Source organism: Phormidium sp. CCY1219 (assembly GCF_055795085.1).
The window spans coordinates 1-25,058 of the sequence record NZ_JAYFEQ010000530.1 but is presented as its reverse complement, the minus strand read 5'-3'; the positions used below and the strand labels follow the sequence as shown (position 1 = coordinate 25,058).

The 25,058-nt window shown below is 51.3% G+C and carries 27 protein-coding genes and 1 riboswitch; of the genes, 18 read left to right on the top strand and 9 right to left on the bottom strand.

Annotated elements, in window-relative coordinates:
• Positions 1-24: 24 nt before the first annotated feature.
• On the bottom strand, positions 25-834 hold the full coding sequence (locus AC0QH1_RS14345; protein WP_324631850.1) for a metal ABC transporter ATP-binding protein: 810 nt from the start codon (positions 832-834) through the stop codon (positions 25-27).
• A gap of 96 nt (positions 835-930) precedes the next feature.
• On the opposite strand from AC0QH1_RS14345, the gene AC0QH1_RS14340 reads away from it, so the two are divergent.
• Positions 931-1,971 (top strand): metal ABC transporter solute-binding protein, Zn/Mn family, encoded by a 1,041-nt coding sequence (locus AC0QH1_RS14340; protein WP_324631849.1) that lies wholly within the window; start codon positions 931-933, stop codon positions 1,969-1,971.
• Positions 1,972-2,072: 101 nt separating this feature from the next.
• Here AC0QH1_RS14340 and AC0QH1_RS14335 read toward each other — a convergent pair whose 3' ends face one another.
• Together AC0QH1_RS14335 and AC0QH1_RS14330 are read right to left on the bottom strand one after the other, a co-directional pair.
• A complete protein-coding gene (locus AC0QH1_RS14335; protein WP_324631848.1) occupies positions 2,073-2,462 on the bottom strand; it encodes a hypothetical protein in 390 nt (129 codons plus the stop codon).
• A 134-nt stretch (positions 2,463-2,596) separates the two neighbouring features.
• Positions 2,597-2,794, bottom strand: a complete 198-nt coding sequence (locus tag AC0QH1_RS14330) for a hypothetical protein (RefSeq protein WP_324631847.1) — start codon at positions 2,792-2,794, stop codon at positions 2,597-2,599.
• Positions 2,795-3,290: 496 nt separating this feature from the next.
• Between AC0QH1_RS14330 and AC0QH1_RS14325 the strand changes: the two genes are divergently transcribed.
• From AC0QH1_RS14325 to cobW, 10 genes are all read left to right on the top strand, one after another.
• Entirely contained in the window at positions 3,291-3,536 is a 246-nt protein-coding gene (locus tag AC0QH1_RS14325) for a DUF7219 family protein (RefSeq protein WP_324631846.1), read from the top strand.
• A gap of 148 nt (positions 3,537-3,684) precedes the next feature.
• A complete protein-coding gene (locus AC0QH1_RS14320; protein WP_324631845.1) occupies positions 3,685-4,272 on the top strand; it encodes a Crp/Fnr family transcriptional regulator in 588 nt (195 codons plus the stop codon).
• A 141-nt stretch (positions 4,273-4,413) separates the two neighbouring features.
• Positions 4,414-4,591, top strand: a riboswitch (cobalamin riboswitch).
• A gap of 23 nt (positions 4,592-4,614) precedes the next feature.
• On the top strand, positions 4,615-4,758 hold the full coding sequence (locus tag AC0QH1_RS14315; RefSeq protein ID WP_324631844.1) for a hypothetical protein: 144 nt from the start codon (positions 4,615-4,617) through the stop codon (positions 4,756-4,758).
• 83 nt (positions 4,759-4,841) lie between these two features.
• On the top strand, positions 4,842-5,027 hold the full coding sequence (locus AC0QH1_RS14310; RefSeq protein WP_324631843.1) for a hypothetical protein: 186 nt from the start codon (positions 4,842-4,844) through the stop codon (positions 5,025-5,027).
• An 8-nt stretch (positions 5,028-5,035) separates the two neighbouring features.
• Positions 5,036-5,812: an energy-coupling factor ABC transporter permease gene (locus tag AC0QH1_RS14305; RefSeq protein WP_442957315.1), complete on the top strand. Its 777-nt coding sequence runs from the start codon at positions 5,036-5,038 to the stop codon at positions 5,810-5,812.
• A gap of 3 nt (positions 5,813-5,815) precedes the next feature.
• Positions 5,816-6,112: an energy-coupling factor ABC transporter substrate-binding protein gene (locus tag AC0QH1_RS14300; RefSeq protein WP_324631842.1), complete on the top strand. Its 297-nt coding sequence runs from the start codon at positions 5,816-5,818 to the stop codon at positions 6,110-6,112.
• A gap of 49 nt (positions 6,113-6,161) precedes the next feature.
• Positions 6,162-6,959, top strand: a complete 798-nt coding sequence (gene cbiQ / locus AC0QH1_RS14295) for a cobalt ECF transporter T component CbiQ (RefSeq protein ID WP_324631841.1) — start codon at positions 6,162-6,164, stop codon at positions 6,957-6,959.
• Positions 6,960-7,001: 42 nt separating this feature from the next.
• On the top strand, positions 7,002-7,853 hold the full coding sequence (locus AC0QH1_RS14290; protein WP_324631840.1) for an energy-coupling factor ABC transporter ATP-binding protein: 852 nt from the start codon (positions 7,002-7,004) through the stop codon (positions 7,851-7,853).
• A gap of 129 nt (positions 7,854-7,982) precedes the next feature.
• Positions 7,983-8,402 (top strand): DUF1636 domain-containing protein, encoded by a 420-nt coding sequence (locus AC0QH1_RS14285; protein ID WP_324631839.1) that lies wholly within the window; start codon positions 7,983-7,985, stop codon positions 8,400-8,402.
• Between the two features lie 239 nt (positions 8,403-8,641).
• Positions 8,642-9,703, top strand: coding sequence for a cobalamin biosynthesis protein CobW (cobW, locus tag AC0QH1_RS14280; protein WP_324631838.1), 1,062 nt, complete (start codon positions 8,642-8,644; stop codon positions 9,701-9,703).
• Positions 9,704-10,040: 337 nt separating this feature from the next.
• On the opposite strand, the gene AC0QH1_RS14275 is transcribed toward cobW, so the two are convergent.
• Positions 10,041-10,733: a tetratricopeptide repeat protein gene (locus tag AC0QH1_RS14275; protein WP_324631837.1), complete on the bottom strand. Its 693-nt coding sequence runs from the start codon at positions 10,731-10,733 to the stop codon at positions 10,041-10,043.
• 677 nt (positions 10,734-11,410) lie between these two features.
• Between AC0QH1_RS14275 and AC0QH1_RS14270 the strand changes: the two genes are divergently transcribed.
• The 3 genes from AC0QH1_RS14270 to AC0QH1_RS14260 are packed head-to-tail and all read left to right on the top strand — an operon-like array spanning position 11,411 to position 13,758.
• Positions 11,411-11,725 carry a hypothetical protein gene (locus AC0QH1_RS14270; RefSeq protein ID WP_324631836.1) on the top strand — a complete coding sequence of 105 codons (315 nt, stop codon included), beginning with the start codon at positions 11,411-11,413 and terminating at the stop codon, positions 11,723-11,725.
• Complete coding sequence (locus AC0QH1_RS14265; protein WP_324631834.1) at positions 11,688-11,993, top strand: hypothetical protein; 306 nt, start codon at positions 11,688-11,690, stop codon at positions 11,991-11,993. Before AC0QH1_RS14270 ends, AC0QH1_RS14265 begins: the two co-directional genes overlap by 38 nt.
• A 37-nt stretch (positions 11,994-12,030) precedes the next feature.
• On the top strand, positions 12,031-13,758 hold the full coding sequence (locus AC0QH1_RS14260) for a succinate dehydrogenase/fumarate reductase flavoprotein subunit (protein WP_324631833.1): 1,728 nt from the start codon (positions 12,031-12,033) through the stop codon (positions 13,756-13,758).
• Between the two features lie 408 nt (positions 13,759-14,166).
• Here AC0QH1_RS14260 and AC0QH1_RS14255 read toward each other — a convergent pair whose 3' ends face one another.
• Complete coding sequence (locus tag AC0QH1_RS14255) at positions 14,167-15,081, bottom strand: tetratricopeptide repeat protein (protein ID WP_324631832.1); 915 nt, start codon at positions 15,079-15,081, stop codon at positions 14,167-14,169.
• A gap of 933 nt (positions 15,082-16,014) precedes the next feature.
• Between AC0QH1_RS14255 and AC0QH1_RS14250 the strand changes: the two genes are divergently transcribed.
• Positions 16,015-17,034 carry a hypothetical protein gene (locus tag AC0QH1_RS14250; RefSeq protein ID WP_324631831.1) on the top strand — a complete coding sequence of 340 codons (1,020 nt, stop codon included), beginning with the start codon at positions 16,015-16,017 and terminating at the stop codon, positions 17,032-17,034.
• A gap of 124 nt (positions 17,035-17,158) precedes the next feature.
• Here the strand turns inward: AC0QH1_RS14250 and AC0QH1_RS14245 are convergent, their stop codons facing one another.
• The 3 genes from AC0QH1_RS14245 to AC0QH1_RS14235 form a co-directional block, all read right to left on the bottom strand.
• Positions 17,159-18,340, bottom strand: a complete 1,182-nt coding sequence (locus AC0QH1_RS14245; protein ID WP_324631830.1) for a homocysteine biosynthesis protein — start codon at positions 18,338-18,340, stop codon at positions 17,159-17,161.
• Positions 18,341-18,491: 151 nt separating this feature from the next.
• Positions 18,492-19,733 (bottom strand): AI-2E family transporter, encoded by a 1,242-nt coding sequence (locus AC0QH1_RS14240; protein ID WP_324631829.1) that lies wholly within the window; start codon positions 19,731-19,733, stop codon positions 18,492-18,494.
• Between the two features lie 272 nt (positions 19,734-20,005).
• Entirely contained in the window at positions 20,006-20,254 is a 249-nt protein-coding gene (locus AC0QH1_RS14235; protein WP_324631828.1) for a hypothetical protein, read from the bottom strand.
• 386 nt (positions 20,255-20,640) lie between these two features.
• Here AC0QH1_RS14235 and AC0QH1_RS14230 point away from each other — a divergent pair, with 386 nt between their 5' ends.
• Genes AC0QH1_RS14230 through AC0QH1_RS14220 form a run of 3 tightly spaced genes read left to right on the top strand, consistent with a single transcriptional unit; the run spans position 20,641 to position 23,284 of the window.
• Positions 20,641-21,345, top strand: a complete 705-nt coding sequence (locus AC0QH1_RS14230) for a PspA/IM30 family protein (protein ID WP_324631827.1) — start codon at positions 20,641-20,643, stop codon at positions 21,343-21,345.
• 14 nt (positions 21,346-21,359) lie between these two features.
• Complete coding sequence (locus AC0QH1_RS14225) at positions 21,360-22,289, top strand: phosphate ABC transporter substrate-binding protein (RefSeq protein WP_324631826.1); 930 nt, start codon at positions 21,360-21,362, stop codon at positions 22,287-22,289.
• A gap of 59 nt (positions 22,290-22,348) precedes the next feature.
• Positions 22,349-23,284 carry a phosphate ABC transporter substrate-binding protein gene (locus AC0QH1_RS14220; protein ID WP_324631825.1) on the top strand — a complete coding sequence of 312 codons (936 nt, stop codon included), beginning with the start codon at positions 22,349-22,351 and terminating at the stop codon, positions 23,282-23,284.
• A 377-nt stretch (positions 23,285-23,661) separates the two neighbouring features.
• Here the strand turns inward: AC0QH1_RS14220 and AC0QH1_RS14215 are convergent, their stop codons facing one another.
• Complete coding sequence (locus tag AC0QH1_RS14215; RefSeq protein WP_324631824.1) at positions 23,662-24,732, bottom strand: C39 family peptidase; 1,071 nt, start codon at positions 24,730-24,732, stop codon at positions 23,662-23,664.
• Positions 24,733-25,058: the final 326 nt, after the last annotated feature.

Below are 25,058 nucleotides of genomic sequence, written 5' to 3'. Positions count from 1 at the left end.
GGGAAAATAGAGAATCAGGCTACATTAAGCGGCGACATCGGAAAAGAAAGAAACTTGTCCGCCATAGGCGCGGTACATATTGTCTGGGGTGAGGACTTGTTGGCGGATGCCACAGGCAATTAACTCGCGATTGAGCAAAATCAAATCGTCAAAATGGGTAATCGATTCGCCTAAATCGTGATTGACCACCAGGACGATTTTGCCTGTGGCGGCAAGTTCGTGAAAAATATCGAAGATAACCGCTTCAGTTTTTTGGTCGATGCCGACAAAGGGTTCGTCAAAGCAGTAAATATCTGCTTCTTGGGCGAGCGATCGGGCGAGAAACACGCGCTGTTGCTGACCCCCGGAGAGTTCGCCAATTTTGCGATGTTTAAAATGGCTCATGCTCACCCGTTCTAATGCCGTGGCGGCAATCCGGCGACTGACGGCGCTGTAGCGACGGAACCAGCCGATTTTTTTCACTCTTCCCATCATTACCACATCCCACACCGTGGCGGGAAAGGTCCAGTCAATTTGCGATCGCTGGGGCACGTATGCTACCCGATTTCGTTGGTTCATTAGGGGTTGGGCGCGATAAAGCACCGATCCGCGAGTTACGGGGGTTAATCCAAGCATGGCTTTCATTAAGGTGCTTTTGCCCGCGCCATTCGGACCGATGATGCCGGTGAGTCGCCCGGGGCGGATCGTGCAGTTCACATCGGCGATCGCGGTGACTTGGCGGTAGGCGACCCCCAGATGACTGATGCCGATCCCTTGGGAATCTCTGGGGCGAGAAGTTCCCAGGTCGAGTCTTTGAGTGGCGGGGGTTTTGGGAGATAAAGGTTTGATGTTCATTTGAAAAATTTAATGGGGTCTTCTATCCCAGCTTATGACAAAAATGAGCAAAATATGAGATAAATATGAAAGAAATGTGAAAAGAAATGTGAAGCAATGATGAAAGCGATCGCTCACCGGAAGAGTTCCGATGCACAATTGGGGTCTAGCACTGATTCGAGATTCTCCCCTTCTGCTTTTTATTTTCAACCCCCGAAAGCCTTGTGGCATCTAGCAGTGGGGGTATTTCTCGGGTGGTGGTTAACCAGTTGCACGGAACCGCAGGTCAATTCTGGCGCGCAAACAGGCGACGAGGATCCGCAGGTGGTTTCCACCAGCACCATCCTCACCAACTTAACTGAGGCGATCGCCGGCAACGAAATCCAACTGACAGGCATTCTCGAACCCGGTGCGGATCCCCACATTTACGAACCCGTTCCGGAAGACTCGATCGCCTTCGAGGAAGCGGATTTAATTCTCTATAACGGCTACAATCTAGAGCCAGAGCTGATTAAGCTGATGAATGCGGCGGGAGTGGGTGCGGCAAAGTTAGCCGTGGGAGAGCAGGTGCCCTCTCTGGAAATGGAATACGTTGGGGCCACCGAACCGGATCCCCACGTGTGGGGCGATGTGGAAAATGCGATCGTCATGGTTAACGCCATTCGCGATGCCTTAATTGAAATTTCCCCGGAAGATGCGGAAGTGTTTGCCGAAAACGCCGCGCAATACAAGGCGAGATTGCAACAGCTCGATCGCTGGATTGTCGAGCGAATTGCCACCATTCCGCCGCAGAACCGCTTACTGGTGACTACCCACGATGCGTTTGCATATTATTCCCAAGCCTATGGACTCGAAACCCTCGGCACTTTAATTGGCATCAGCACTGAGGAACAACCCAGCGCCCAGACAGTGACGAATTTGGTGGAGAAAATCGTCCAGGCGCAGGTGCCGACTATTTTTGCCGAAACCACTATTAATCCGAAGTTGATTGCTACTGTAGCGGAAGAAGCAAATGTTAAATTAGCCGATCGCGAATTGTATTCGGATTCGATTGGTTCCCCAGGTAGCGAGGGGGATTCCTATATCAAAATGATGGTGTCCAATACCCGCACTTTGGTGGAAAACCTCGGGGGTACCTACCAGCCTTTTGAGCCATAAACACCGATAAGATTGGGGGGAAGCGGTAAGGCGAGAGAGGCGTTCCCCCCTGGGGGGAACGAGTTAACATCCATTTTGAAACATGGGAGAAAACCGAGTTTTTAGCGTTGGATTGGGGATGATTTGAAGTAGCCGGCGGATGCGGCTTTTTTGGCTTTTTGGTTTAACAGCAGTTCCCCTTGTTGGTTCACACTAAAATCGATTCCGGGCATGAATCCTTTGCCAATTAATTGTTTGTAGAGAGAATGGCGCGTTAGGGTTTGGATTTCCCGGGTTACATCTTGAGGAATTGCATTTTCGATCGCCCAGGAAACCGTCTCGGGTTCAAACCACACCAAGCGCTCGATACTGACGAGCATCACACCGATGAAATCGGCGGGACTCATCTGGGTTTTCAGATGTTGGATCGCGTCAGCGGCGATCGCCCGGTTGCGGGTCATTATCGCGCGAACTATTTTGCCGGTTTGTCGTTCTAGCTCTAAATTATTCATTCGCGATGGTTGCTTTGCGTTTATCTCCAGTCAGCGCCCACGGATGGGTGAGCGATCGGACAATCTCCGTATAGGCTAATTCTACCCTGAGATAGATGAAAGTCTACCGGTCTGATGATGTAAAATATTTAGATTTATGGGATAATCAAACGGAAATCATCTACAGTTGCAGCGGTGGGCAAAACGGCCAAAGTGCCTGCATGCAACTGTTTTGCGTTCCGAGACGGCTCGTTCCCGAGGGCGATCGCCCACCCCGAGGGGAAATTCCCAAGGGACGGAATGAGCGATCGTTTGGTGACAGAGTGAATGTCTCTGGCACCAGATGGATCCACCGAAACCCCCTTTCACCATCAGGGTGTTCTGTCTTAGCCGCCGCGTGGGGTTTCCCCCGCGCGATCGCAATTCTCTGCCTCGGAATGCTATTGTGGGTACCTCTTTGCTCTCAAATTGCAAATCCTTTACAAAAATGTGAAAAATACGTAACACCCGCAAGCTACTGAATAATCTACCTTTTGATTGATTTTAAATCGATTCCCGTGAGATAAATTGAGAGGAAATCAGACAGTATCAGGAGGTTGTGCGATGTAAATTTCACTGACAGTCGATTGACTTTTTTGTTAGATGAAGGCAAGAACAATGGAATGCAATGAGCAACCGAATCGCCAAACCCCCCGAGGCGAGATCCGCAAGGGCGATCGCTCGCGGTTGTTGCTAGATGGAACCTTTTTCCCCCATTATTGAAATGGTGGCCGGGTTACTTTATCGGTGAATTCCGGTAGCCGTCCTGATTTTCCAGTAGATAGAAAGGGACAAGGTTGGAGTAAAGCCATGACAGACAAGTTTAACTTTTTACATCCTAGAAGTCGCTACTATGGCGAATTCACCCCAGAAAACATGATGTTTAATGCCAATTTGCAGGAATTTGCCCATCGGGTGAGTTTGATTAGCGGCCTGGAAACGGGGGGAAAGTTAGCGCCGGAAGAGGCGTACCAAGAAATCAAAACGCTTTGGAAAAACCTGAAAAAAACGAAAAAACAATTGGGAATCGGTCAGAACTCGACGCCGGGAGAATAAATACCCCGAGGACGAGAGGGAGGCGGGGTGGGATTGCCGTAGCTGAAAAAACGGATCCCAGTTGACCCAGCAAAATCGATTGCAGTTCGCCTCCTGCGATCGTGACCGAACCTGACAATTTCGAGATAACTTATCAAATCACAGTTTTATGATGACCATTGCATCTTTGGCTTCCGTTTCAGCTCTACCGGCGCGGCGAACCTTTAGCCGCAAAGACTTGATTCCCCTATGGAAAGACGTGCTGTGGAAAATCGAACGTGGCATTGTCCGCAGCATGACTTGGAGTGAAGAAGGTAGCGCGATCGCCACCGGCTATTGGGGACCGGGGGATGTGGTGGGACAACCCGTGTCTTGCATCAAAGGCTATCAACTCGAATGCTTAAGCGATGTGGAAGTCAGCATGATTTCCGCCCAACAGTGGCCCCAATCCTTAGACGCCATCCGCACCCACGCCCAGCAAACCGAACAACTCTTGAGCATCATTCATTCCAAACAAGTGGATCGCCGCTTACTGCAATTTTTATTTTGGTTAGGGGGCAAATTTGGCCGTCCTGTGGAAGGGGGGCAGTTAGTTGAGGTGCCCCTGACGCATCAGGAAATCGGCGAAGCGATCGCCATCTCGCGCGTCACCGTCACCCGCCTCCTGCAGCGATTCGAACGGGAGGGGGTTCTGCATCGCCCTCGCCGCAGCGCCTTTATATTGTACGATCGCTTCACCCTGCAGCCCCCGGCGTAGGGATTTAAAAGCACTCAGAAAAGCGAGGATACAGGCGAACCCGGCGTTCGCCTTTTTTTTGCCCGTCTCCATCCAGCACACCTGCAGCACCCCCTCAAAAAAATTGATAGAGCGCTCTAGAAAAATCGCCTCGGTATGATAAGATATGTTCTTAATGTCGGTTCTGATGGGGGTCAGCCATCAGACAACAGGGGGAAAGTCCGGTGCAAAGTCCGGCGCTGTCCCGCAGCTGTAATGAGAGGGATGGGTCTGAACGTCAAACAGCGCGCTTCCCATTCGGTCTCTGAGTCAGAATACCCGCCGACAGGATGGTAAACTTTTGAATTCATCTGCGAGGTACGGATGAGAATGGAATCGCGACAGCAAAAATGGGTAACGGCGATCGCGGCACTGGCTCGTGATGGTGCCTCGTTTGACATGCATCGGATTTTTCTGACCCCAGGGCAGTTTTTTTTTGTGGTAAAAAAGCGCGTTTTTGGGGCTTAAATATAACTGATTCGGACAGCATTCGTTCCCTGTGGGGGCAGTAGGGCAGAAAAAATATCTGTCGCCACGGGTGAGATTTGGCGATGCCTATCGGGAAAGCCCTCACAAAACTCCCGCGTTTCAAACTCCCCCCACAACCATCCGTCGAGGCGATCGCTCGATTGTTTGAACTCAAACTCACAATGGATCCGCCGTTCGTGGGTCGGGGAAATCCGGGCAACCCAAACCCGGATTACGAACCTGCACTTTCTCTCTCTTTGAGCCAGTAAGCAACAACATGAAGCAAAAGTTAGCGTCTGTTTTTAACCCCCGGGGTTTCGCGCAATTCCTCCTATTCGGCGTGGGATTTGGCGTCACGGTTTTGTATCCAAAACCCGCCCAAGCCATGCATATTATGGAAGGATTTTTACCCGTAGGCTGGGCAATTTTTTGGTGGGTCGTGTTTCTGCCATTTTTCGTTTTAGGGTTGCGATCGCTCAACCGCATAGTACGAGAAAATCCGGAAATGAAACTGCTCCTCGCCCTCGCCGGTGCATTTACCTTTGTCCTTTCCGCCTTAAAAATTCCTTCGGTGACGGGAAGCTCTTCCCACCCCACCGGTACCGGATTGGGAGCCATGTTATTTGGTCCGCTAACAATGGCAGTTCTCGGCACGTTAGTCTTGTTGTTTCAAGCCCTACTATTGGCGCATGGGGGCTTAACCACCCTAGGAGCAAATGCCTTTTCAATGGCAGTAGTCGGACCGTTTGTCGCCTATGGCGTTTATCGCGCGATCGCCACCAGCACCGGTAAAAATCAGGTGGCCATTTTTCTCGGTGCAGCACTGGCTAATTTGACTACTTATTTGGTCACTTCCATTCAACTGGCCCTGGCATTTCCCGCTCCCGTGGGAGGCATTTTTGCCTCATTTCTCAAATTTGCCGGCATCTTTGCCCTGACGCAAATTCCCCTGGCAATTAGTGAAGGATTGCTCACCGTAATGGTGTGGAATTGGTTAGAATCTTATAACCGAGAAGACCTGGAAGTTTTGAAACCCATCAAACGAGGAGGATAAGCCGTGAATGCTTCAAAAACCAGATGGAATAATTGGCTATTGCTCGCTGGCGTTATCCTGCTTGCCACCATTCCATTGATTGTAATTCGCGATTCGGAATTCGGCGGAGCAGATGGACAAGCAGAAGAAGCGATCGGCGAAGTTAAGCCCGAGTACGAGCCTTGGTTTGGCCCGATTGTCGAACCGCCCGGAGGCGAAACGGAAAGTCTGTTATTTGCCTTGCAAGCGGCAATTGGCGCGGGAACCATCGGCTATGCGATCGGAGTATTTAAAGGGCGATCGCAACATCGGTTAAAATAAAAGTTCTCGTGATGACACTCACCGACTCTGGGGCAGTAAACTCGGCAGAATGCATCTGGAAATCGATACCCTCGCTTATAGAAATCGTCTGTCTAGTTTGCCACCAGAACAGAAGTTAATTTTCGCAGTAGTGTTGTTGGCAATTGCAGCGATCGCCCATCCTCCCACTCAAATTGCGATCGCGATTTGGATGGCACTGTGGATATTGGCCTATGCGAGAATTCCCCCGCGAGTGTATTGGAAACTGATGGCAGTCATGTCGGTATTTCTGTTAATGAGCTTGCCCGCTTTGGCGGTGCAAATTGTGTCCTCGGCGCAGATAAAAATCATCGCCAGCGATGCCTGGAAGGGAGCCAACTTCGGGCAATGGTACGTTTATATCAGTCGCAGCGGTATCGGACAAGCCGCTTTAATTGCCATCCGCAGTTTGGCGAGCATCAGTTGCTTGTTATTTCTGCTGTTAACCGTGCCGTTTGTTCAATTGTTGCAGACCTTCCGCCGCCTGGGAATGCCCGCCCTGCTGGGGGAATTGTTGTTATTAATGTACCGTTTTGTGTTTATTCTGCTGCAAACTGCTTATCAGTTAAAAACCGCACAGGAAGCCCGGGGGGGATACCGCAGTTGGACGCGATCGATGCACAGCATTAGTTTGCTCGTCAGTCAATTGCTGGCCCGCAGTTTGCAGCGCTATCAACAGTTTTCTTTGGGCGTCGCCGCCCGAGGATTTGAAGGCGAATTTCGGGTTGAATCCCTCCGGCAATCGTGCTATTCTAAACGATATGCTTTAGAAGCGGCGATCGGCTGTATTGTATTAGGGGGATTGGAGGTCTGGATGCGTGTCAGTTAATATCGCATATTCGGTATCCACCGCGCGTCAGATTAAGGCAAAATGATGAACCATCCGCTGCTAAAATTTGAGGAGGTTTACTACCGCTATCCCGGGGGAGAAACCCCTGCCATAAACGGACTCAGCCTGTCGGTACCGGCGGAAAAAAAAAGTGCGTTGGTGGGACAAAATGGTTGTGGTAAATCCACCTTGTTATTGCTAGCGGATGGGTTGCACAAACTGGAAAAGGGAACGATTGCATGGCGCGGGGAAGCGTTGACCTACGATCGCCACCGATTAAAGCGCTGGCGAGAGCGAATCGGACTGGCGTTTCAAGATCCAGAACAACAATTAGTTGCCGGTACGGTGGCGGAGGATATTTCCTATGGATTATGTAACCTAAAATTAGCGCCAGCAGAAATCCACAAAAGGCAAGAACGAGCGATCGCGGATTTTGGCTTGCAAAGCTTAGGCGATCGCCCCTTGCATCACCTGAGTTTAGGACAAAAACGCCGCGTCGCCCTCGCCGGCGTCATGGCCCTGCAACCGGAACTATTATTACTCGACGAACCCACGGCGTATTTAGATAAAATGCAGACGCGACATCTGATTGCCCAACTCGATCGCATTCATGCAGCCGGCACCACCATTGTGATGGCCACCCATGACTTAAATTTAGCCTATGAATGGGCCGATTGGATATTTATCTTGCATCGGGGTCAATTGGTGATGGAAGGAGAAGCAACCGATATCTTCGATCGCCGCGATATTCTGGAACAATTGCAACTCGGTTTCCCGATTTTATGGGAAGTTTGGCAAGCGTTACCCCCGCAGATGCGGTTGCGCTATGGTACTCCCCCGAAAACCGTTCGAGAATGGCAAGAAAGAATGTCCCAACTGGAGGAATGGAGATAAAATTACCGACTCCCCGGAGAAAGGCGATGAATCGCCTCTTTACAACCCAACCCCAGTGAGTCAACCCAATAAGCTATAAATTTTCTTACACTTGTTAACCCGTTGATTTTTATTAGGAAAAGTCGAGCCATGAATCAAACCCATACTGTGTTTGTTTGTACCACCTGCGCCAGCACGTGGAAAAACGGGCAGCGAGTCGGCACCAGCGGCGGCGAACAACTGCTCGCACAGCTCACTACCCTGCACGAAAAGTGGGAATTGCGCGATCGCGTTTCCCTGCAACCGGTCGCCTGCATGAGCGGTTGCACTCACGCCTGTACCGTGGCCTTTTCTGCCCCCGGGAAATATACTTACCTGTTCGGCGACTTACCCGCCACGGAAGAGTGTACCCCCACAGCAGTGTTAGCCTGTGCCGCACAGTATGTCGCCAAACCCGACGGACAACTTCCCTGGTCCGAGCGACCCGAAGCTTTGAAAAAAGGGGTGTTGGCCAAAATTCCGCCCCTCTCGTCGGTGACGGTTGCCTCGCCAACTGCCGAATCGGTTTAAGTGAGGTATTCTCGCTACAGGCTAGCCTTTCCCAGGTGGGTTCGATTAGTGAGAGAAACGCCCCCGATTCGTTTCGTGGTGAAAGCGATGGGTGAATTTTACTGTATCGACGCCGATTTATTGCGTTTTTACTTGATGTTACCCAGAATTTTCAACGAGAGGCCATCAGACAGATAGGGGATGGTGGGCATTGCCCACCCGACAAATCAGGTTTATTGTTATCCTCAGGAGGAATATCGATGCACAAATTACCCGTTACGGTCATTACTGGATTTCTCGGCGCTGGCAAAACTACCGCCATTCGTCACTTACTGCAAAACACTCAAGGGCGGCGCATTGCGGTCCTCGTCAACGAATTTGGCGAAGTGGGCATTGATGGAGAGTTTCTCAAATCTTGCCAAGTGTGCGAAGAAGAGTCAAGCGCAACCGGCGAGGGGAACATTGTGGAGTTGACCAATGGCTGCCTGTGTTGTACCGTGCAAGAAGAATTTTTGCCCACCATGCAGGAATTGCTAAAGCGCAAAGACCAACTGGATGCGATTTTGATCGAAACCTCGGGGTTAGCGTTACCCAAACCCTTGGTGCAAGCCTTCCGGTGGCCGGGAATTCGCACCGGTGCCACGGTGGATGGCGTCGTGACGGTGGTGGATTGTGAGGCGATCGCCGCCGGAACCCTGGTGGGGGATATCGAGGCGATCGAGCAAGCGCGCCAAGCGGATCCGAACCTGGAACATGAAACCCCGATCGAGGAACTGTTTGAAGATCAGCTCGCTTGTGCGGACTTGGTACTGCTGACCAAAGTAGATTTAGTCAGCGCCGAAACCCAAACCAAAGTTATCCACTGGTTGCGAAGTCAACTGCCCCCCAGCGTCAAAATCGTGCCCTGCGAAAGTCGCGATGTGAGTGCGGATTTGCTGCTTGGCTTCAATGCTGCAGTGGAAGATAATTTAGAAACTCGTCCCAGCCATCACGACACCGAGGAAGAGCACGAACATGACGATGACATCACCTCGGTGAATGTGAGTCTCGATCGCAGCTTTGACCCGAAATCCCTGGTGGCGCAGTTACGAGAACTGGTGCAACAGCAGGAAATTTATCGGATTAAAGGGTTTGTTTCCGTGCCGAATAAACCCATGCGCCTGGTGGTACAAGGGGTAGGCAACCGCTTTGAATATTTCTACGATCGCCCCTGGCAAGCCGAATCAGCCCGTCATACGCAACTGGTGTTTATCGGTCGCGCTTTAGATGGGACGCAGATCGAGTCTCGCTTGTCCGCCGAACCATCGCTGAGTGCTGTATAACCCATATCTTGCACCAGTTGCAACACCCAACGGGGGATAAATCCCCCCATCTCACAACATTGCATTCGGTTGAAACCGACTGAAATGCTTTTACTGCAAGTCGTAGGGTGGGCAACTCGTTGCCCACCCCCCCTGCAACAGAAGAGACGCGCCTCGGCGCGTCTCTTTAGGGATTTGGAAAATGGGCATTGTCGAGGGTGGATTTGCAATTAGATAATAATTGAGAGAACTCCCCTTGGATGTCATGTTGTGTTGTGCAGGGAGTTAACCATCGCCCACCCACATGTTATCGGTTTGGAGTTCCCAGTTGCACTCATATTGGCTTCCTCAAGTATTCTTAGGCGAGGGAATTGAATTTTCCGAACGTGCTTTCCGAGAGTTCTACGGCTTTATCATAGGCTTGCGTGTAGCAATCCCCCGCTTCGTGGAAGCGATTTAACTTCGACCAGGCAATTCCTTCCATTTCCAAAATATGAGGCGAACCCATGCCATTGGGGCACAAGGCTAAGGCTTGCTTGTAGGCAAAAATCGATTCTTCATATTGTTCGAGGGTGAATAGCAATGCCCCTAAACCATTCCAACCTTGGTAACGCGAAATCGGATTGGCACTGACTTCAATAGCTTTGCGATAAGAGGCGATCGCTTCTTCGTACAGTTGCAATCGCTTCAGCGCCTCACCCCGCTGTTGCCAGACATAAGACGCATTGGGTTTGAGGATCAATGCGCGTTCGTAAGCGGCGATCGCCGGAATATAGGCTTTCTGCAACCGCAAGCGATCGCCTTCTTGCTTCCACTCTTCATAAGTCCCCGTCGGTTTTTCCTCCCTCGGCTCGCTATATTCGATTTTATCCGATTTATCCGACTCCGTGGCAGTGGCAATTCCCGAGACTAGATTCGATTGCGGCGATGTCACAGACAAGCGATCGCTCGCTTCTATCTCAGGCGCGATCGGGGCGCAAGGCTGTTCGTTGAGGCTTAAAGCCCAACAAACTACCGCGATTAATGCTACTGCAGCTATGACTGGTTCCATAGGACATTTTCTCTCAACCTGCTTGCTTCTTACCTTATCCCAACTTTTCTATCCCTCCGGGTTTTCTTAGGGAAAATTTTATAGTTCCGAGTTTTTTGTAATTTTAGTTAACTTTCCTTAACAGAGTTGCCGAATTGGCGATGGAAATCACCTGCTTTTTTATAAATTATTGCGGCAAAAATTCACTGTATTTTGTAATATAGCTTACATTTTTAGCCCCTAGATCTGCTAGCTTTTTTTCCGGCGATCGCCGAAACCTTGCACCCTCGAACTCCCTTTTTATAACCTTCAAACCCTCTTCTTCCGGTGGATCGGCCAGTTGCCGAGCACTCATTGCGGCGCAAACAACCCACAACCACGCCGTAAAATCCCCCAACCCTGAAGCAACGCCGGAATGGATGTAAAATTTTGTAACAATTAAAGGGCGATCGCGACTCCCGAGAAAGGCTTTTTTCGAGCCAATTTTGCCCCTGTCATCCCCCAGCTCAAAAGCGGGCAAAGCCTCTCGCTTAAAGGAACCAAGCCCCTCGCAATCCCCGGATATTTCTCGAGGCAGCAAAGATAAGCCAATTGTAAAGTGATGTTGCAAATCCGTTAAAAATCTTTAGACATCGATGCAAATTGCGTCAAAATAGTACCTTAGTATCTGACAATTAGCATTTGAGAGGCAATGATTTATGAAAAATCTGCAAAAATACCGGCTTAGCTGCACCCTAACCTTTGGGGATATCTACGGACAAATCATCATTTGGTTAATCGTGATTTTCCTCAGTTTGGCCTCCGCATTAGCATTATGGAGTACCGAGCGCCAAATCTACGCCCTCGCCACCGTAGGACTGATTCTCGTCTTATCCTTGCCATTTCTGGTGTTTGCCTTTGTCACCACCTTGCTCAATCACATCGAACTCAACCCGGTAGACAGCGCCACCCAACCCGCCGGATCCGAATCTAGAAATGTTCCCAGCAGTAATCCCGCCCAAGCACCAAGCTAAATCCGAAAAGCACCCGGGAAGGAAAAAACGCAGCGCGATCGCCGCCGACTCCGAGCAAACCACAACCCCCGGCGGACATCTCAATGGATTGTGCCGCCAGAAGCGGCGATCGCCAAACCCAAGTAAAAACTCCTCGCCCTTGGGTGGGGAATTTTTTTTGAGCGCACAAACCGGCGATCGCATCTTGACCGGCACTGGAATAGAGGGTGAAAAATGTTGTACCCTCGAAACGAATCCCTTTCCCCGGATTGAATTTCAATTCAATTAAACGTGGGTTAAATAAAAGAAATAGAACCGACACAGAAATGCTAGAACACGACGTTATTATCGTAGGTGGTGGACTTGCCGGGTGTCGCGCCGCCGTAGAAATCGGGCGTATCGATCCCAGCTTAGATGTAGCCGTAGTGGCCAAAACCCACCCGATTCGGTCCCATTCCGTAGCGGCGCAAGGCGGGATCGCAGCCACCCTAAAAAATGTAGATTCGCAGGATAGCTGGGAAGCGCACGCTTTCGATACCGTCAAAGGATCCGACTACCTCGCCGACCAAGATGCGGTAGAAATTCTCACCAAAGAAGCGCCCGATGTAGTCATCGACCTAGAACACATGGGCGTGATGTTTTCCCGGTTGGCCGATGGACGCATTGCCCAGAGAGCCTTTGGCGGACACAGCCACAACCGCACCTGCTACGCCGCCGATAAAACCGGGCATGCCATGTTGCACGAATTGGTGAATAACCTGGGGCGGTATGGGGTGCGGATTTATGACGAATGGTACGTCATGCGCCTGATTTTAGAAGACGGAGTGGCCAAAGGGTTGGTGATGTACCGTCTGGTGGATGGTCATATCGAAGTAGTGCGCGCCAAAGTGGTGATGTTTGCCACCGGGGGGTACGGACGAGTGTTTAATACCACCTCCAATGATTTTGCCTCCACCGGCGACGGGTTAGCCATGTCAGCGTTAGCGGGAGTGCCCTTGCAGGATATGGAATTCGTGCAATTTCATCCCACCGGGTTGTATCCAGTCGGGGTGTTAATTTCCGAAGCAGTGCGCGGGGAAGGGGCGTATTTGATTAATAGTGACGGCGATCGCTTCATGGCGAATTATGCCCCCAGTCGCATGGAACTCGCCCCGCGCGACATTACCTCCCGCGCCATCACCCGGGAAATTCGCGCCGGTCGCGGGGTACATCCCGACGGGGGGAGTGGAGGCCCTTGCGTATTTCTCGACCTGCGCCACATGGGACGGGAAAAAATTATGGACCGGATTCCGTTTTGTTGGGAAGAAGCGCACCGTCTGCTGGGGATCGATGCGGTACATGAACCCATGCCGGTGCGTCCCACCGCCCATTACTCGATGGGGGGGATTCCCGTCAATACCGAAGGACAGGTGCGTAGCGGTCCGGATGGATTGGTGGAAGGGTTTTTCTCGGCGGGGGAAACCGCTTGCGTGTCCGTGCATGGGGCAAACCGCCTGGGGAGCAATTCCTTGCTGGAGTGCGTGGTGTATGGAAAACTCACCGGGGCGGCGATCGCCCGCTACGTGCAAAACCGCAAACTGCCCTCGGTTAACGAGCAACGCTATCTGAAAGACGCCCACCAAGAAATTCAATCCCTGCTCGATCGCAACGGTTCCTCTCGCATCGGCGAAGTCCGCCAAGCGTTTCAAGACTGCATGAGCGAATATTGTGGCGTATTTCGCAGCGAATCTCTGATGCAGACGGGGTTAGAGAAGTTGCAAGAGATTCAGCAGCGCTACGAACAAATTTATTTAGATGACAAAGGGAAGTTGTGGAATACGGAAATTGTGGAAGCGTTAGAACTTCGCAGTTTGACCATTGTCGGTGAGTTGATTTTGACCAGCGCTCTGAATCGCCAGGAAAGTCGCGGTGCCCACTGTCGGGAAGATTATGGCGATCGCGATGATGCCAATTTCCTGAAGCACTCTCTTGCGTATTATTCTCCGGCGGGGGTGGATATTCGCTATCGCCCAGTGACCATCACCCAGTTCGAGCCAAAAGAACGCAAGTATTAAGCGCTGAAACGTTTAAATTGCACATTTATTTGGCGTGGGTTATCGGAAAATTCGGGCATTGCCATTCGGGTCAGCAATGCCCAATTCCCCCAGTCGTCTTTAGACGACTTCAGCTATGAGGCGGGGACTTTCAGTCCCCGTCTCCTTCGGTAAGCAAGGGTGCAAATTATTTTGTTGCACATTGATTGGGGGGGAGGCGGAGCCTTGGGAGGGACGTTCCCCCCTGGGGGGAACGAGTTAAACGAGTTAACGAGTTAAAACGTGCCAATTATTTTGCATGATTGAAACTTGCAAATTAAATGTGTCAAAAGGCGGGAAACCCGATCGCAAAATGCCATTAAAAATGGGTGGGTCACTGCCCACCCAGGCTCAATTGAGCCGTGAAGCGATCGCGCTTTGGCGGATAAATTACTCTGCAGCCTCAGTTTCCGGTTCTGGGGAAGCGGCTTCTTCCGACTCGGGGGAGGGGCTAGCTGGGGGTTCAGCCGAAAGCTGTTCGGCTTGTTGGTTAATTTGGTCGCGATACTCTGGCGGGGCCAATTGTGCGGCGGTATCGAACAGGGGTTTTGCTTCTTCAGATTTGCCTTGACGTTGCAGGACGATCGCCTTAGCAAATATCGGGCGAAAATCCTCGGGATCGGCTTTAATGGCTTCATCATAAACCGCCAGGGCTTCTTCAAAGCGTTGGCGATCGGCGTACACCTGCCCTAAAATCACCTGCACCGACACCACATCCACACTTCCGGGTTGCAGTTGATTGGCTTGTCCCGCCTTTTGCAGGGTATCTTCGAGCAAACCGATCGCCGCTGAGGGTCGATCTTGTTGTAGCAGTAAATTCACATACCCTTGCAACCCATTGATATTGCCCGGTTGCGATTTAATAATCGAGCGATAAACTTGCGCCGCGCCCTCAAAATCTTGAATTTGTTGCTTTCCTTGGGCCAGCAGCACCGCATAATCGGTACGTTCCGGCTTCAGTTCCACTAATTTTTCCAGCGCCGCCACTGCCCCGGGGAGATCTTGCAGTTGCAGCTTGGTTTCCAACAATCCCCGCAACGCCGTCTCATTTTCCGGTTCCCGTTCCAGCACCAGTTCGTAACCCCGAGCTCGCGCCTCGAGATCCCCCTGCTGCGGATTAGTTGTCTGCTGGGTGGTTTCAGCCGCAGGGGTCTGACTATTGGCTTGAGTGGTCTCGAGCACTCCATTGACCACGGGATAGAGTCCTATCCCCAAAAAGGCGACTAGCCCAACCGCCATCACCAGCTTCACCATCCAACGCCCGCGCTTTTCCGACACAATATCCCCTTGAACTCTAATTGCCATTTTAGTCCATCCTAACGCTCGATGACAGTTTTGTGAGCGTTTCTCCCCCAGCAAATGTCAGGGGATCCGATGTGGGCGGTGAGTCGTTTAGGGGCCAAAATTTGCCTCGGTTGTCACAGAACCCCGAGGGAATTTTTACCTGGGGATTGTAGAGAGGTCAGCGGCCCCATTGCCCCGCCGCATCTACTTTCTCCCCTAACCGAAAAGAATCCCCCAGGAATTCACGAGCGGATCCCCCCAACCCCCCGATGAATTGGGGGGCTGAGTTGTTTCCCCCGTGAGATAAACATTTATTCCTCTCGCCTCCCCCTCTTTTTAAGGGGCACGGGAGGGGGATCCAAGGGGGAGCGACGGGGGGCATCCTAACGGTTTCGTTGTTAAATAAAAATGGTATTAGCTCTCTCAAAGCAGCAAGCCTCTGTCATCCGCGATCGCCTTATCCTCTTGTCAATCCATATCCCCTGGCCCATTCTGGGGGAAAATGCAAAAAAATCAATTGCCAGTGCAATTAAATTCTTGACTAGGAATTTAGCGGCATCGAGAAATGGCAACCCAATAGAATGTAGCGATGGGATTCCCTCGACTAGAGTGAAGGGCACTCGCAAACACTCTCGATGTAACAGAGTGTTTCGCGCGTTGCTCACCGAGACGCTCTGAAACCGAGTAGATTCCACGGGTGCAAGTGTTTTCCCGGGCTAGAGGTCCACCGAGAAACAATGCGGATTTTTCCCTAGCCTCGTTGCATTCTAGGTAAAATAAGCAGACATCAGCGCGATCGACCCCCCCTTGAGGGGTTGAATTTGTTATTTGATGGATTGTCGATTGCCATATCATCAGCGATTTTGCAAGAACCTGCCAACCAGCAGGTTTAGAATTTTATCGCGTTTTCTGATTTAGCCCTATCCGGATGTGTCTCCGCCGCAAGGAGGTTTTATGAATTCCTCTCCCAATCAGTTTTCCCAATCACCCAACACGCCCGATCCCACTCAGTCTCAGCCGCCTGAGCCAGTCCAGTCCTCCGAGTCAGAGTCGCCACCGACTCCAGCAGCAGCAGAACCCACCAGTGGGAATCATGCTGCCACTAACGCCGAGGGTACCACCGAGACAGACACCGCCCCCCAGGCGGAGGTCCAAGACATGCGACAACAGCCGATTCCGCCTCCGTCTGAACCCAGACAGTACCGGGCGATCGGCTTAGTAGAAGGTCGCTATCAGCCCTCGGACGAACAATTCACGCGCGGAAACCTGGTGACGCAAGATGGAACCCTCATCGATGCCGTATTGTTGGGTAAAGTGATGAGTTTGGTGAAAAACCACCTCAACTTAGAAGAAGATCACCTGTGGGTGGTTTATCCGAGAACCAGGCAAAAAGAGCAAAATTTACACGCTCAAATCATGGGGGTTTGGGAGCCAGAAAAACTCTCAACCGCTGTGGAGAAATTTGCCCGTCGCGATCGCTCATCGGAGTCAGCCACCAGCACCCCGGACTCAGCTACCCCACCTTCCCCGGACACCTCTGAGGAAAGTGTCATAGCTGAAGCCATGAGTCCCAATATGCCCGAGGGCTATTTTTCCGTTCGAGGTGAGGTGGTCTATCAATCCCAAGACCAGGAATATATCGTTGTCAAAATCAAACAGAGTCGCAAGGATTCTGCCAAAGCGAAGTTTTTCAAGTTGCAACTTCAAGGAACCTTACCGGGAAAAGCCGTGGGTCACTTTTGGGATTTGCACGTGGAACGCCAAGGAGATATTCTCAAAATTAGCCAAGGCAATGATATGGGAATGATTCCCTCGAAGCGGAAGAAATTTTCCTCGCGCAAACCACAAGGCAAAAGGTATTCCAACCGTCCCAAACGCTCTGGAAAACCACCGTCTTACTCGTCATCTTCGCGCAGCGGTTCCGCTTCGGGTCCGGTGAAGCCCAGTAAGCCAAAACCGAAAGAGGAGGGATAAAGAATACTCGCGCCCGGAGGAAGGGTCAAGCAGAAATGGGGAGATGATTAAATTGCCCCGGTTTCTCTTTTCATTTCCTCCGCAAAGCGTTTCGGTTTCCACATCGAGCCGAGTAATGATTTTCCTATTCCAAATTCATTTGAGACCCCCACATATTTTGGGGTAAAAAAGCGCGATCCATTGGAATTGGGCCAACCGATTCGGTGAGGGTAAATTCCCCCGCTTCGATCCACTGCTTCAATTCCAATGCCACTTGACGGGATAAGAAAATACTCGCCAGGGGCGCGGCGCGCACGGATTTGCCCTCGATGGTGATTCGCCCGGTTTTCAGTTGGGCGTAGCTCACCAACCCAAAGGTGGGGCGCACTCGGCGAGGAATCGCGAAATCCACCACGGGGGCTACAATGTCTTCATCTTGCACGGCACATCGCAAGACTACTTCTTCTTGCAAAACCGGCAGGGGAACCCCGACGCCGAGCATTAATGACGGACCGTAGTTTTTGAAGTAGCACCCGCGCACCCAGCGCGGGTTCATTTGTTTGGCATCCCCGATTAAGGCTAAGGTTGCCGCCGGACCAATGGGGGTTTTATTCGGTAAGCGCTTTTGTTTGGGAAAATGCTGGGTGCCTTCCCAGATGATATAACCGGTGCCTCCGCCGAGAAAAATCCGCGTCCCCATGCCGATCGCCTTCAATTCGGGGTCGTTGAGCAATGGGGAGAGTGCGCCGGTATTGCAGTAAACCGCATTGCCGAGATTCGGTTGCAACGGTCCGAGATAGGTAAACAGGGGGCGATCGCCGCCATTCACCCCCACGATAGAATTTTGATATAAACTTCGGGGATTGAACAAGTAAAACTGATTGATTGTGTCCCGGGTAATCGTGGTTTCAAAAGACCCCCGGGGATAGCAATGAGTCATCTGCCCGATCGCTCGCAAATGAATCGGTTTGCCGGCAATCAAATCTTCAATCACATGACCCCCACCCCGTTCTTTGGCATCTTCTCCCTCTTGCGCTTCGCAAATTTCGGTTGCTCCGAGATACAAATCTACGCTGCCAAAACCGGCATAGGCACAGACTCCATCTAACCAACACCGACGTATTTTAATCGGCGGATCCGTGTGACCCAGATTAATCATCGCCCCAGATGATTCCATCGGTTCAAAGGTGCCGGTGGTAATCACATCCACTTCCTTCACCACTTCCGTTACGCCCCGTTCGGCAACTTGGGCTTTAACTTCTTCTACCGTTAGCACCACCGCTTCTTTGCGGCTGATTTTGTCGTTAATTTCGCCAATCGTTCGCATATTCGCTATTACATCTCGAGAGAAACTCTTTCAGGTTTGGCCAATCGCACTGCAGGCTTTGATACCGGGTAAACCTGTGGCGATTCGCCGGGAAAAACCTGCAATATTTTAAACCATCATTGCTCGGATGATTGCCGATTCTAGTTCGGTTTTAAGAGCTGCTTTGTTCGCCAATTCTATTATCTGGATTTGGCGAGCGATCGCTCTTTGACTGCTGATGTTTATCCTCGCGATCGCTGTTATCTCGCTCCCCTATATTCTCCGGCATCGATTCTTCTTCTGCTGGGGGTAAAGCGGCGGTTGGTTCTTCCGCTTCTGACTCGCCTTCTATCAGTTCTGGAGGATTGACTTCCTCCCCTTGGTAGTGATGATGGATGCGCCATGCATCCAACACATCTTTTATCAATACTTCTTGCAGCCAAACTTGAACTACCACGGTCAGCGGCAAGGCTAAAAATAACCCTAAAAACCCAAAAAATGAGGCAAAAAACACTTGCGCGAGTAACGTCACCGCAGGCAACAGTGCAACTTGTTCCGCCATCACGTAAGGGGTGAGGAAGTTACTTTCCCCTTGCTGAATGACCACGTACAAAATCAACACGGCTAGGGATTTCCAGGGGGCATCTAAGAGGGCGATCGCCATCGGGGGAATCACACTCAATGCTGGCCCAATATTCGGAATAAATGTCAGCAATCCCGCCAATACTCCATTCGCCAGCGCTAAGGGCACGCCCAAAATGGATAAGCCAATCCAGCTAAATACGGCAATCACCATCATGTTAAACAAAATCCCAATTAACCACCCCCCTAATGCCACATCGCATTTATCTAAAATTCCATCCACTCGTCGCCGATAAAATGAGGGAAACATCCGCACAAATGCTTTGCGATACGCTTGCGGATTCGTCACCATCATCAGGGACAAAACTAACACCAATAAAAAGCTCAGCAGCACGCCCAAGGTTCCGCCCACTACCGCACCAGCGCCGCCCACCAGTTGATTGACTAACGGCTGGAGTTGTTGGAAAATACTGTTCAGGTCGGGCAGATATTGCTTCAACTGCGGCGGCACTACGATTCTGACGCGATCGAGCCACTCGTTTAATTCCTGAAATCCTAAGTTCAGCAGTTGAATGAGTTGCTGAAACTGTGCGGCAAATGGCGGCACGATCAGCCAGAAAAATCCCACCAAAATAATCAGTAAAATCGCGATGGACATCGCCACTGCCCACCCGCGCTCGATTCGCAAATTTTGCAACCGCCGCGCCAGTCGATTCAGCGCCGTTGCCAATACCACCGCCGCAAAAACGAGCAGGACAATTTCGCGAATCTGCCACAGAATATATAACGAAATGATGATGGTTAGTAAGCCGAGCCACTGACCTAATGTCACGATATGAATTCCCTCCTCTCCTGCCCGTTTAAGCTCCCCGATCGCCCGGTGGCTTTTTCTCTCCCTTTCACGCTCATTTCTCCCCCCCTTGCCCCCGATCCGTCTGTGCCCTATCCTGGCTTTTCATCCTGCGTCTTCTCCCTGAATGACTTACCTACCCTATCTTTTTACCGGGCAGTTGCCCACTTGGCCCTCAATTCACCAAGGCAGCGATCGCGAGTCTCTCTTCAGACAGTAACGCATGACAAATCACCAACCATCAACTCGTTATTTTACTCGGATTGGTTTGGGGTGTGGCGCTGAAAATACAGCCGCCGGGCAAACACCGCCAGCAAAACGAGGGTGGGGAGAACAACGCAGATGCCAGCGATCGCCGAAGTCGGGGGAATGGACAAATACGGTCCGAGGTACTTGATCGCCGCCGAAAGTACCCCTGAGGCGATCGCCACTTTGAGAACAAATCCAATATTACTCTCCATAGTCATTCCGGGTTTGGGTTCGATGCTCGATTGTTGACTCATTATCGCGACAGAATCAGCAGATTTTCAAGCACGCCCACCCGAAGCGATCGAACCGTCAATTACATCCAACAAATTTGACTCAATCTATTGACAATTTAAAAAACTTATGCTAAAGCAGTCTACAAAGGGCATCGGTTGGGGGATTCCGGGATGAGCGATCCATTCTCAAAACCACAAAAAAAGCACATCCATGCAAACAAGGCTTCGGTAACCTCCCTCGCCTCTGTGTTGCCATCAATTCGCTCGGCTCAAATCTCCCATCAATTTTCATTGCATAACGCTATTTTACTCACAGGAGTTAAAAACGGGTTAAGAAACGGATCGCCACCAGATTGCTGATGTACAATCGGCTAAAAAACTAGCAAACCGTAGCGGGTTGAGGGCTTATGAAAAAAGCAATTTATTGGTTATTCGGCGAAAAAGCCGGCAGAACCATTGTGGGCACTTGGAACTGGTTGTGGGGCATCCCGGTAGAATCCGGGGGCAAAGTTGCCGTAGCAGTGGCGGAAGAATCCTTGCGATCGATGCAAGAATCCGTCGAAAAACTGGCACAAGCCGTCGCCACTCAAGTTGCCGCCTATCAGCGAGCCAAGCAAAAATACGAAGCCAAAGTTAAAGAAATGCAAACCTTCGAGCGCCAAGCGCTGACGGCCCAAAAAAATGGCAATCGAGCAGCCGCGCGCTTGGCGATGTCGAAAGTGATTCAAATCGAGCAACTGCTGCCACAGCTCGAAACGCAAGTAAAACAAGCCGAAGAATATGTAAACGCTTCTCAAGATAAACTCAATCGCGAGCGAGCCAAACTCGAAGCCTACAAAACCGATATGCAAAACATGAAAGATATGTCGGAAATCAATGAAGCCCTCGCGGCGATGGCGAAAGTCAATAGCGACCTGAATATCGATTCGGCGCGATCGCAATTTGAATCGGCGAAAGGCGCAGTAGAGCGGCGCAATCTCGAACAACAGGCGTTGGCAGAACTCTCGGAAAACGAAAACGAAAAACTGCAAGCCGACTTAGAAAAAATGAGCTTAGACGACGAAGTAGCGCGCCGCTTGCAACGGTTAGAAGGGTCTACAAACGAACCATAAGGCACAGAATCATCATGGCAAAAAAAAGCGGACCTCCTCCAATTGTATATATTCTCATCATTCTGATTCTCGCGGCACTGGGATACTGGTTTTTTACCCGCAACCAAGGCTCAGAATCGATAAATCCGATGGGAACTTCTGAGACGCAACAGACGCCCCCCGCCGCACCCCCCGCCGCACCCACGGCGAGTTCCGGAGAGAATTTTTCCATGCCCACCTCCGTGCCGGCAGGGACTACAGCGAACATTGATGGGTCTACCAGTATGGTAACCATCAATCAAAACCTCAAACAAGGCTTTGAGGGACAATTTCCCGGCACCACTGTGGCAACCACAGCCAATGGCACGGACAATGGAATTCAAGCGGTGCTGTCGGGAAATGCAGATATCGCAGCGATTTCGCGCCCGCTGACGCCGGAAGAACAAGGGCAAGGGTTGGCGGCGGTGGCGATCGCCTCGGATCGAATTGCCGTGGTGGTGGGGGCAGACAATCCCTATCGCCAGGGGTTAACCCGGGAGCAAGTGCGGCAAATTTTCCAAGGAGAAATCACCAACTGGTCTGCAGTGGGCGGACCGGATAGGGAAATCCGAGTCATCAATCGTCCGGCGGTGAGCGGAACCCATCAGGCATTTCAGGAAATGGTACTCGATGGGGGCAATTTTGGCACCACGCCAAACATTACCACGATGCCCCGGGACGAAACCACCGGGTTACTGCGCGAATTGGGGGATAATGGTATCGGCTATGCCACCTACGCTCAGGTGGCCAACCAGCAAACGGTGCGGGTGGTGCCGATTGGGGGGATGACCCCGGAAGCGGCTAACTATCCCTTGCAACGCATTCTCTATTATGCGTACAAAACCCCGCCGAATCAAGCAGTGCAATACTTCTTGGGATATGCCACTTCCCCGGAAGGACAGCAAGCTATGTTGTCGGGGAATTAACTGTTTTAGGCTTAAGCCTTGACTAGGATACAATAGCTGCAATTGTCACAGAGAGTTTGATGGCTAAAAGCGGTGGCATTCCTAGCATTGTTTACGTTTTACTGATTCTCGCCTTGGAAGGTGGGGGCTACTGGTTTTTTTTCCGGGAATCCCCACCCCAACGGCGGGATGTGGTAACGCCAGGGGATTTGCCCAGCGCCCCCCTGCCCCAGGCACCTCCGCCCTCGGGGTCTGGGATTGACCCGCCCAATGCTTTGCCGGCGGGTACCACGGTGCGGATCGAAGGGTCTACCACGATGGTGACGATTAATCAGCGGTTCAAAGATGGGTTTGAAAGTCAGTTTCCCGGTACTACCGTCACCGCTCGAGCCACAGGTTCGAGTGAGGGCATCGCGGCACTGCTCAGAGGCGAAGCGGATATTGCGGCATCCTCTCGACCCCTGAGTGAGACCGAAAAAAGTCAGGGGTTGATGGCAATGCCTGTGGCAACGGATGCGATCGCGGTGGTGGTGGGTCGCAACAATCCCTACCGTCGCAGCTTGACTCCGGAACAAGTGCGGCAGATCTTTCAGGGGAAAATCACCGATTGGTCTGCAGTTGGCGGAAGTGCCGGTGAAATCCGGGTCATCAATCGCCCCCCGGTGAGCGGTACCCATCAGGTGTTTCGAGAATTGGTGCTCGATGGGGCTGAATTTGGCACCACCCCCAATATCGCTCAGATGGACCGGGATGCTACCACCCCCCTGCTGCAAGCTTTGGGCACCGATGGAATCGGCTATGCTACTTACGCTCAGGTTGCCAACCAGCAAACGGTGCGGGTGGTGCCGATCGCCGGCTTGACCCCAGAAGCAGCAAACTATCCCTATCAGCGTCAGTTATTTTACGTTTACTCCTATCCCCCCACTGCGGCAGTGAAAGCTTTTTTAGGATATATAAATTCTGCAACAGGGCAAGCAATTATCGAGGATAAGTCATTTAAAATAGAGAATAAATAACTAAGAATAGATAAAAAGTTAAATAGCAAACGTCTTTTTTGCGCTAATAAAATAGCGAAATAACGTAGGGAAAAAGCATGGCTCTGTCCTTATACCATTTGCCCGGGTCTCCCCTTTCCAGGCTCCTGTCTGACTGTGAGGATGCACGATAATTTGCTGGCCGAGGGACGAGATTTGGTATAATTGATTACGGATGGAATGGGGGGGACGGTGTATGCGATCGCCCCCGGTGGCCAATTTCCAAGGGCGATCGCAAGTCCCACTGGGAAATTTTTGGCTCCCACAAAAAAGCCGCCCGAATGCAACAGCTACAAAGCATCAGCATTCAAGGCGGCGATGACACCAGGGAGAAATGTTAGTTTACACCAAACCACGCATTAGCGACTGATGTAGTGAACCCAAAACTGGCCATCGGGCAGACAAGTGCGGCGAATCAGATTGTAACTGTAGTGCAGATATTTGCCCCGGTTTTGATTCCCGGGTTGGTTGCGCCAATATCCGGAGGAGAACCATTCGCCATAAGGGTCGTGGACGATAAAGCCCTTTTCATCAAACCCGACCAGCACAATAATGTGACCGAAGCTGGTAAAATAGCCGTGAATCACACAAGGGTTCCCGCCGCGCAGGTGGTCCTGACAGCGCTCGATGGTGCCCCAATAGGTGAAGTCATCGGTGCGGTGGTAGTCACGCACCACCTGGGCTAAATCTTCCGGATGGTGACGGCTATACCCTTTATCCAGACACCATTGATATAACTCGTCCTCTAACTGGCGAAAGCGGTTATCGTATCGCGGGACACCCAGATACTCCAAGCACATGGCCAACGAGGTGACGTTGCAAGACCCACTGGGATTATACCAGTTATCCATTTGCGACTTATACGGCACGTTTAAGCGCACGGAACTGGCAAGCTGTTGCGGTCGAGACATCGGTTGGTTGTCGGAGAGCAGTTCCACATGCTCCTCGAAGGCATACCAAATGTATTGGTTTTGGATGGCGTCTTGCAAGGTAATGCGATAGTGACGGCGATGACCCCCTTCGTAATTCGCCAGGGCAAAACCTTGACCCCCGTCTACTTTAAATTGTTCGTGGGGACTTAAGGTGGAAGATTGCAGGGGACGGGTTTTAAAAATGGTTTCCCGGCGGGTTCGCAGGGCGATCGCAGGTGAGGGCAAATTATCCGGGGTGTAAGTCAGCAGCGCCGCCACAGTTTTCGGACCCAATGCTTCTGACTCTCCTTTAATCCCCGCCAAAATTTGAAACCGTTGCAAAGATGCGGTGGTTAGCGGACCGAATTTGCCATCTACCGGGGGGTCGAGTAATTTTAACTCGATCAATCGCTCTTGCACGTCCCGGGTGAGAATTTCATTCTGTGCCACTTGCGAGAGCGGTAAAATCTTATCTTGTGCTTGAAGAACCGCGAGCGTGTTTTCTTTGACGACAGACATAATGTTAAGAGTGGGGCAAACAATAGGGCAAATAGAACGCTACAATCGAGGTTTAGCGTCTAAAATTTATTGCGAGCAAAATTGCGATCGCTCCGGAAAATTCCTTCGAGTTCCCCCGGTGGGGAAATACAAACCCAAATTCTCCATTCCTTCCCCAGAGTTAACCGCCCCCGCCTCCCCCTTCTCTCCTCGGTGGGGATTTCCTTGCTATCTTGGAAAAGATTATCCTGCTAGAACATCCGATCGCGAACTTGTCAGCACCCCGCTCTAAAGAGACGGGGCTTCTAGCCCCTGACTTTAGGTAGCTGACCAGCCTAAGCCCTACG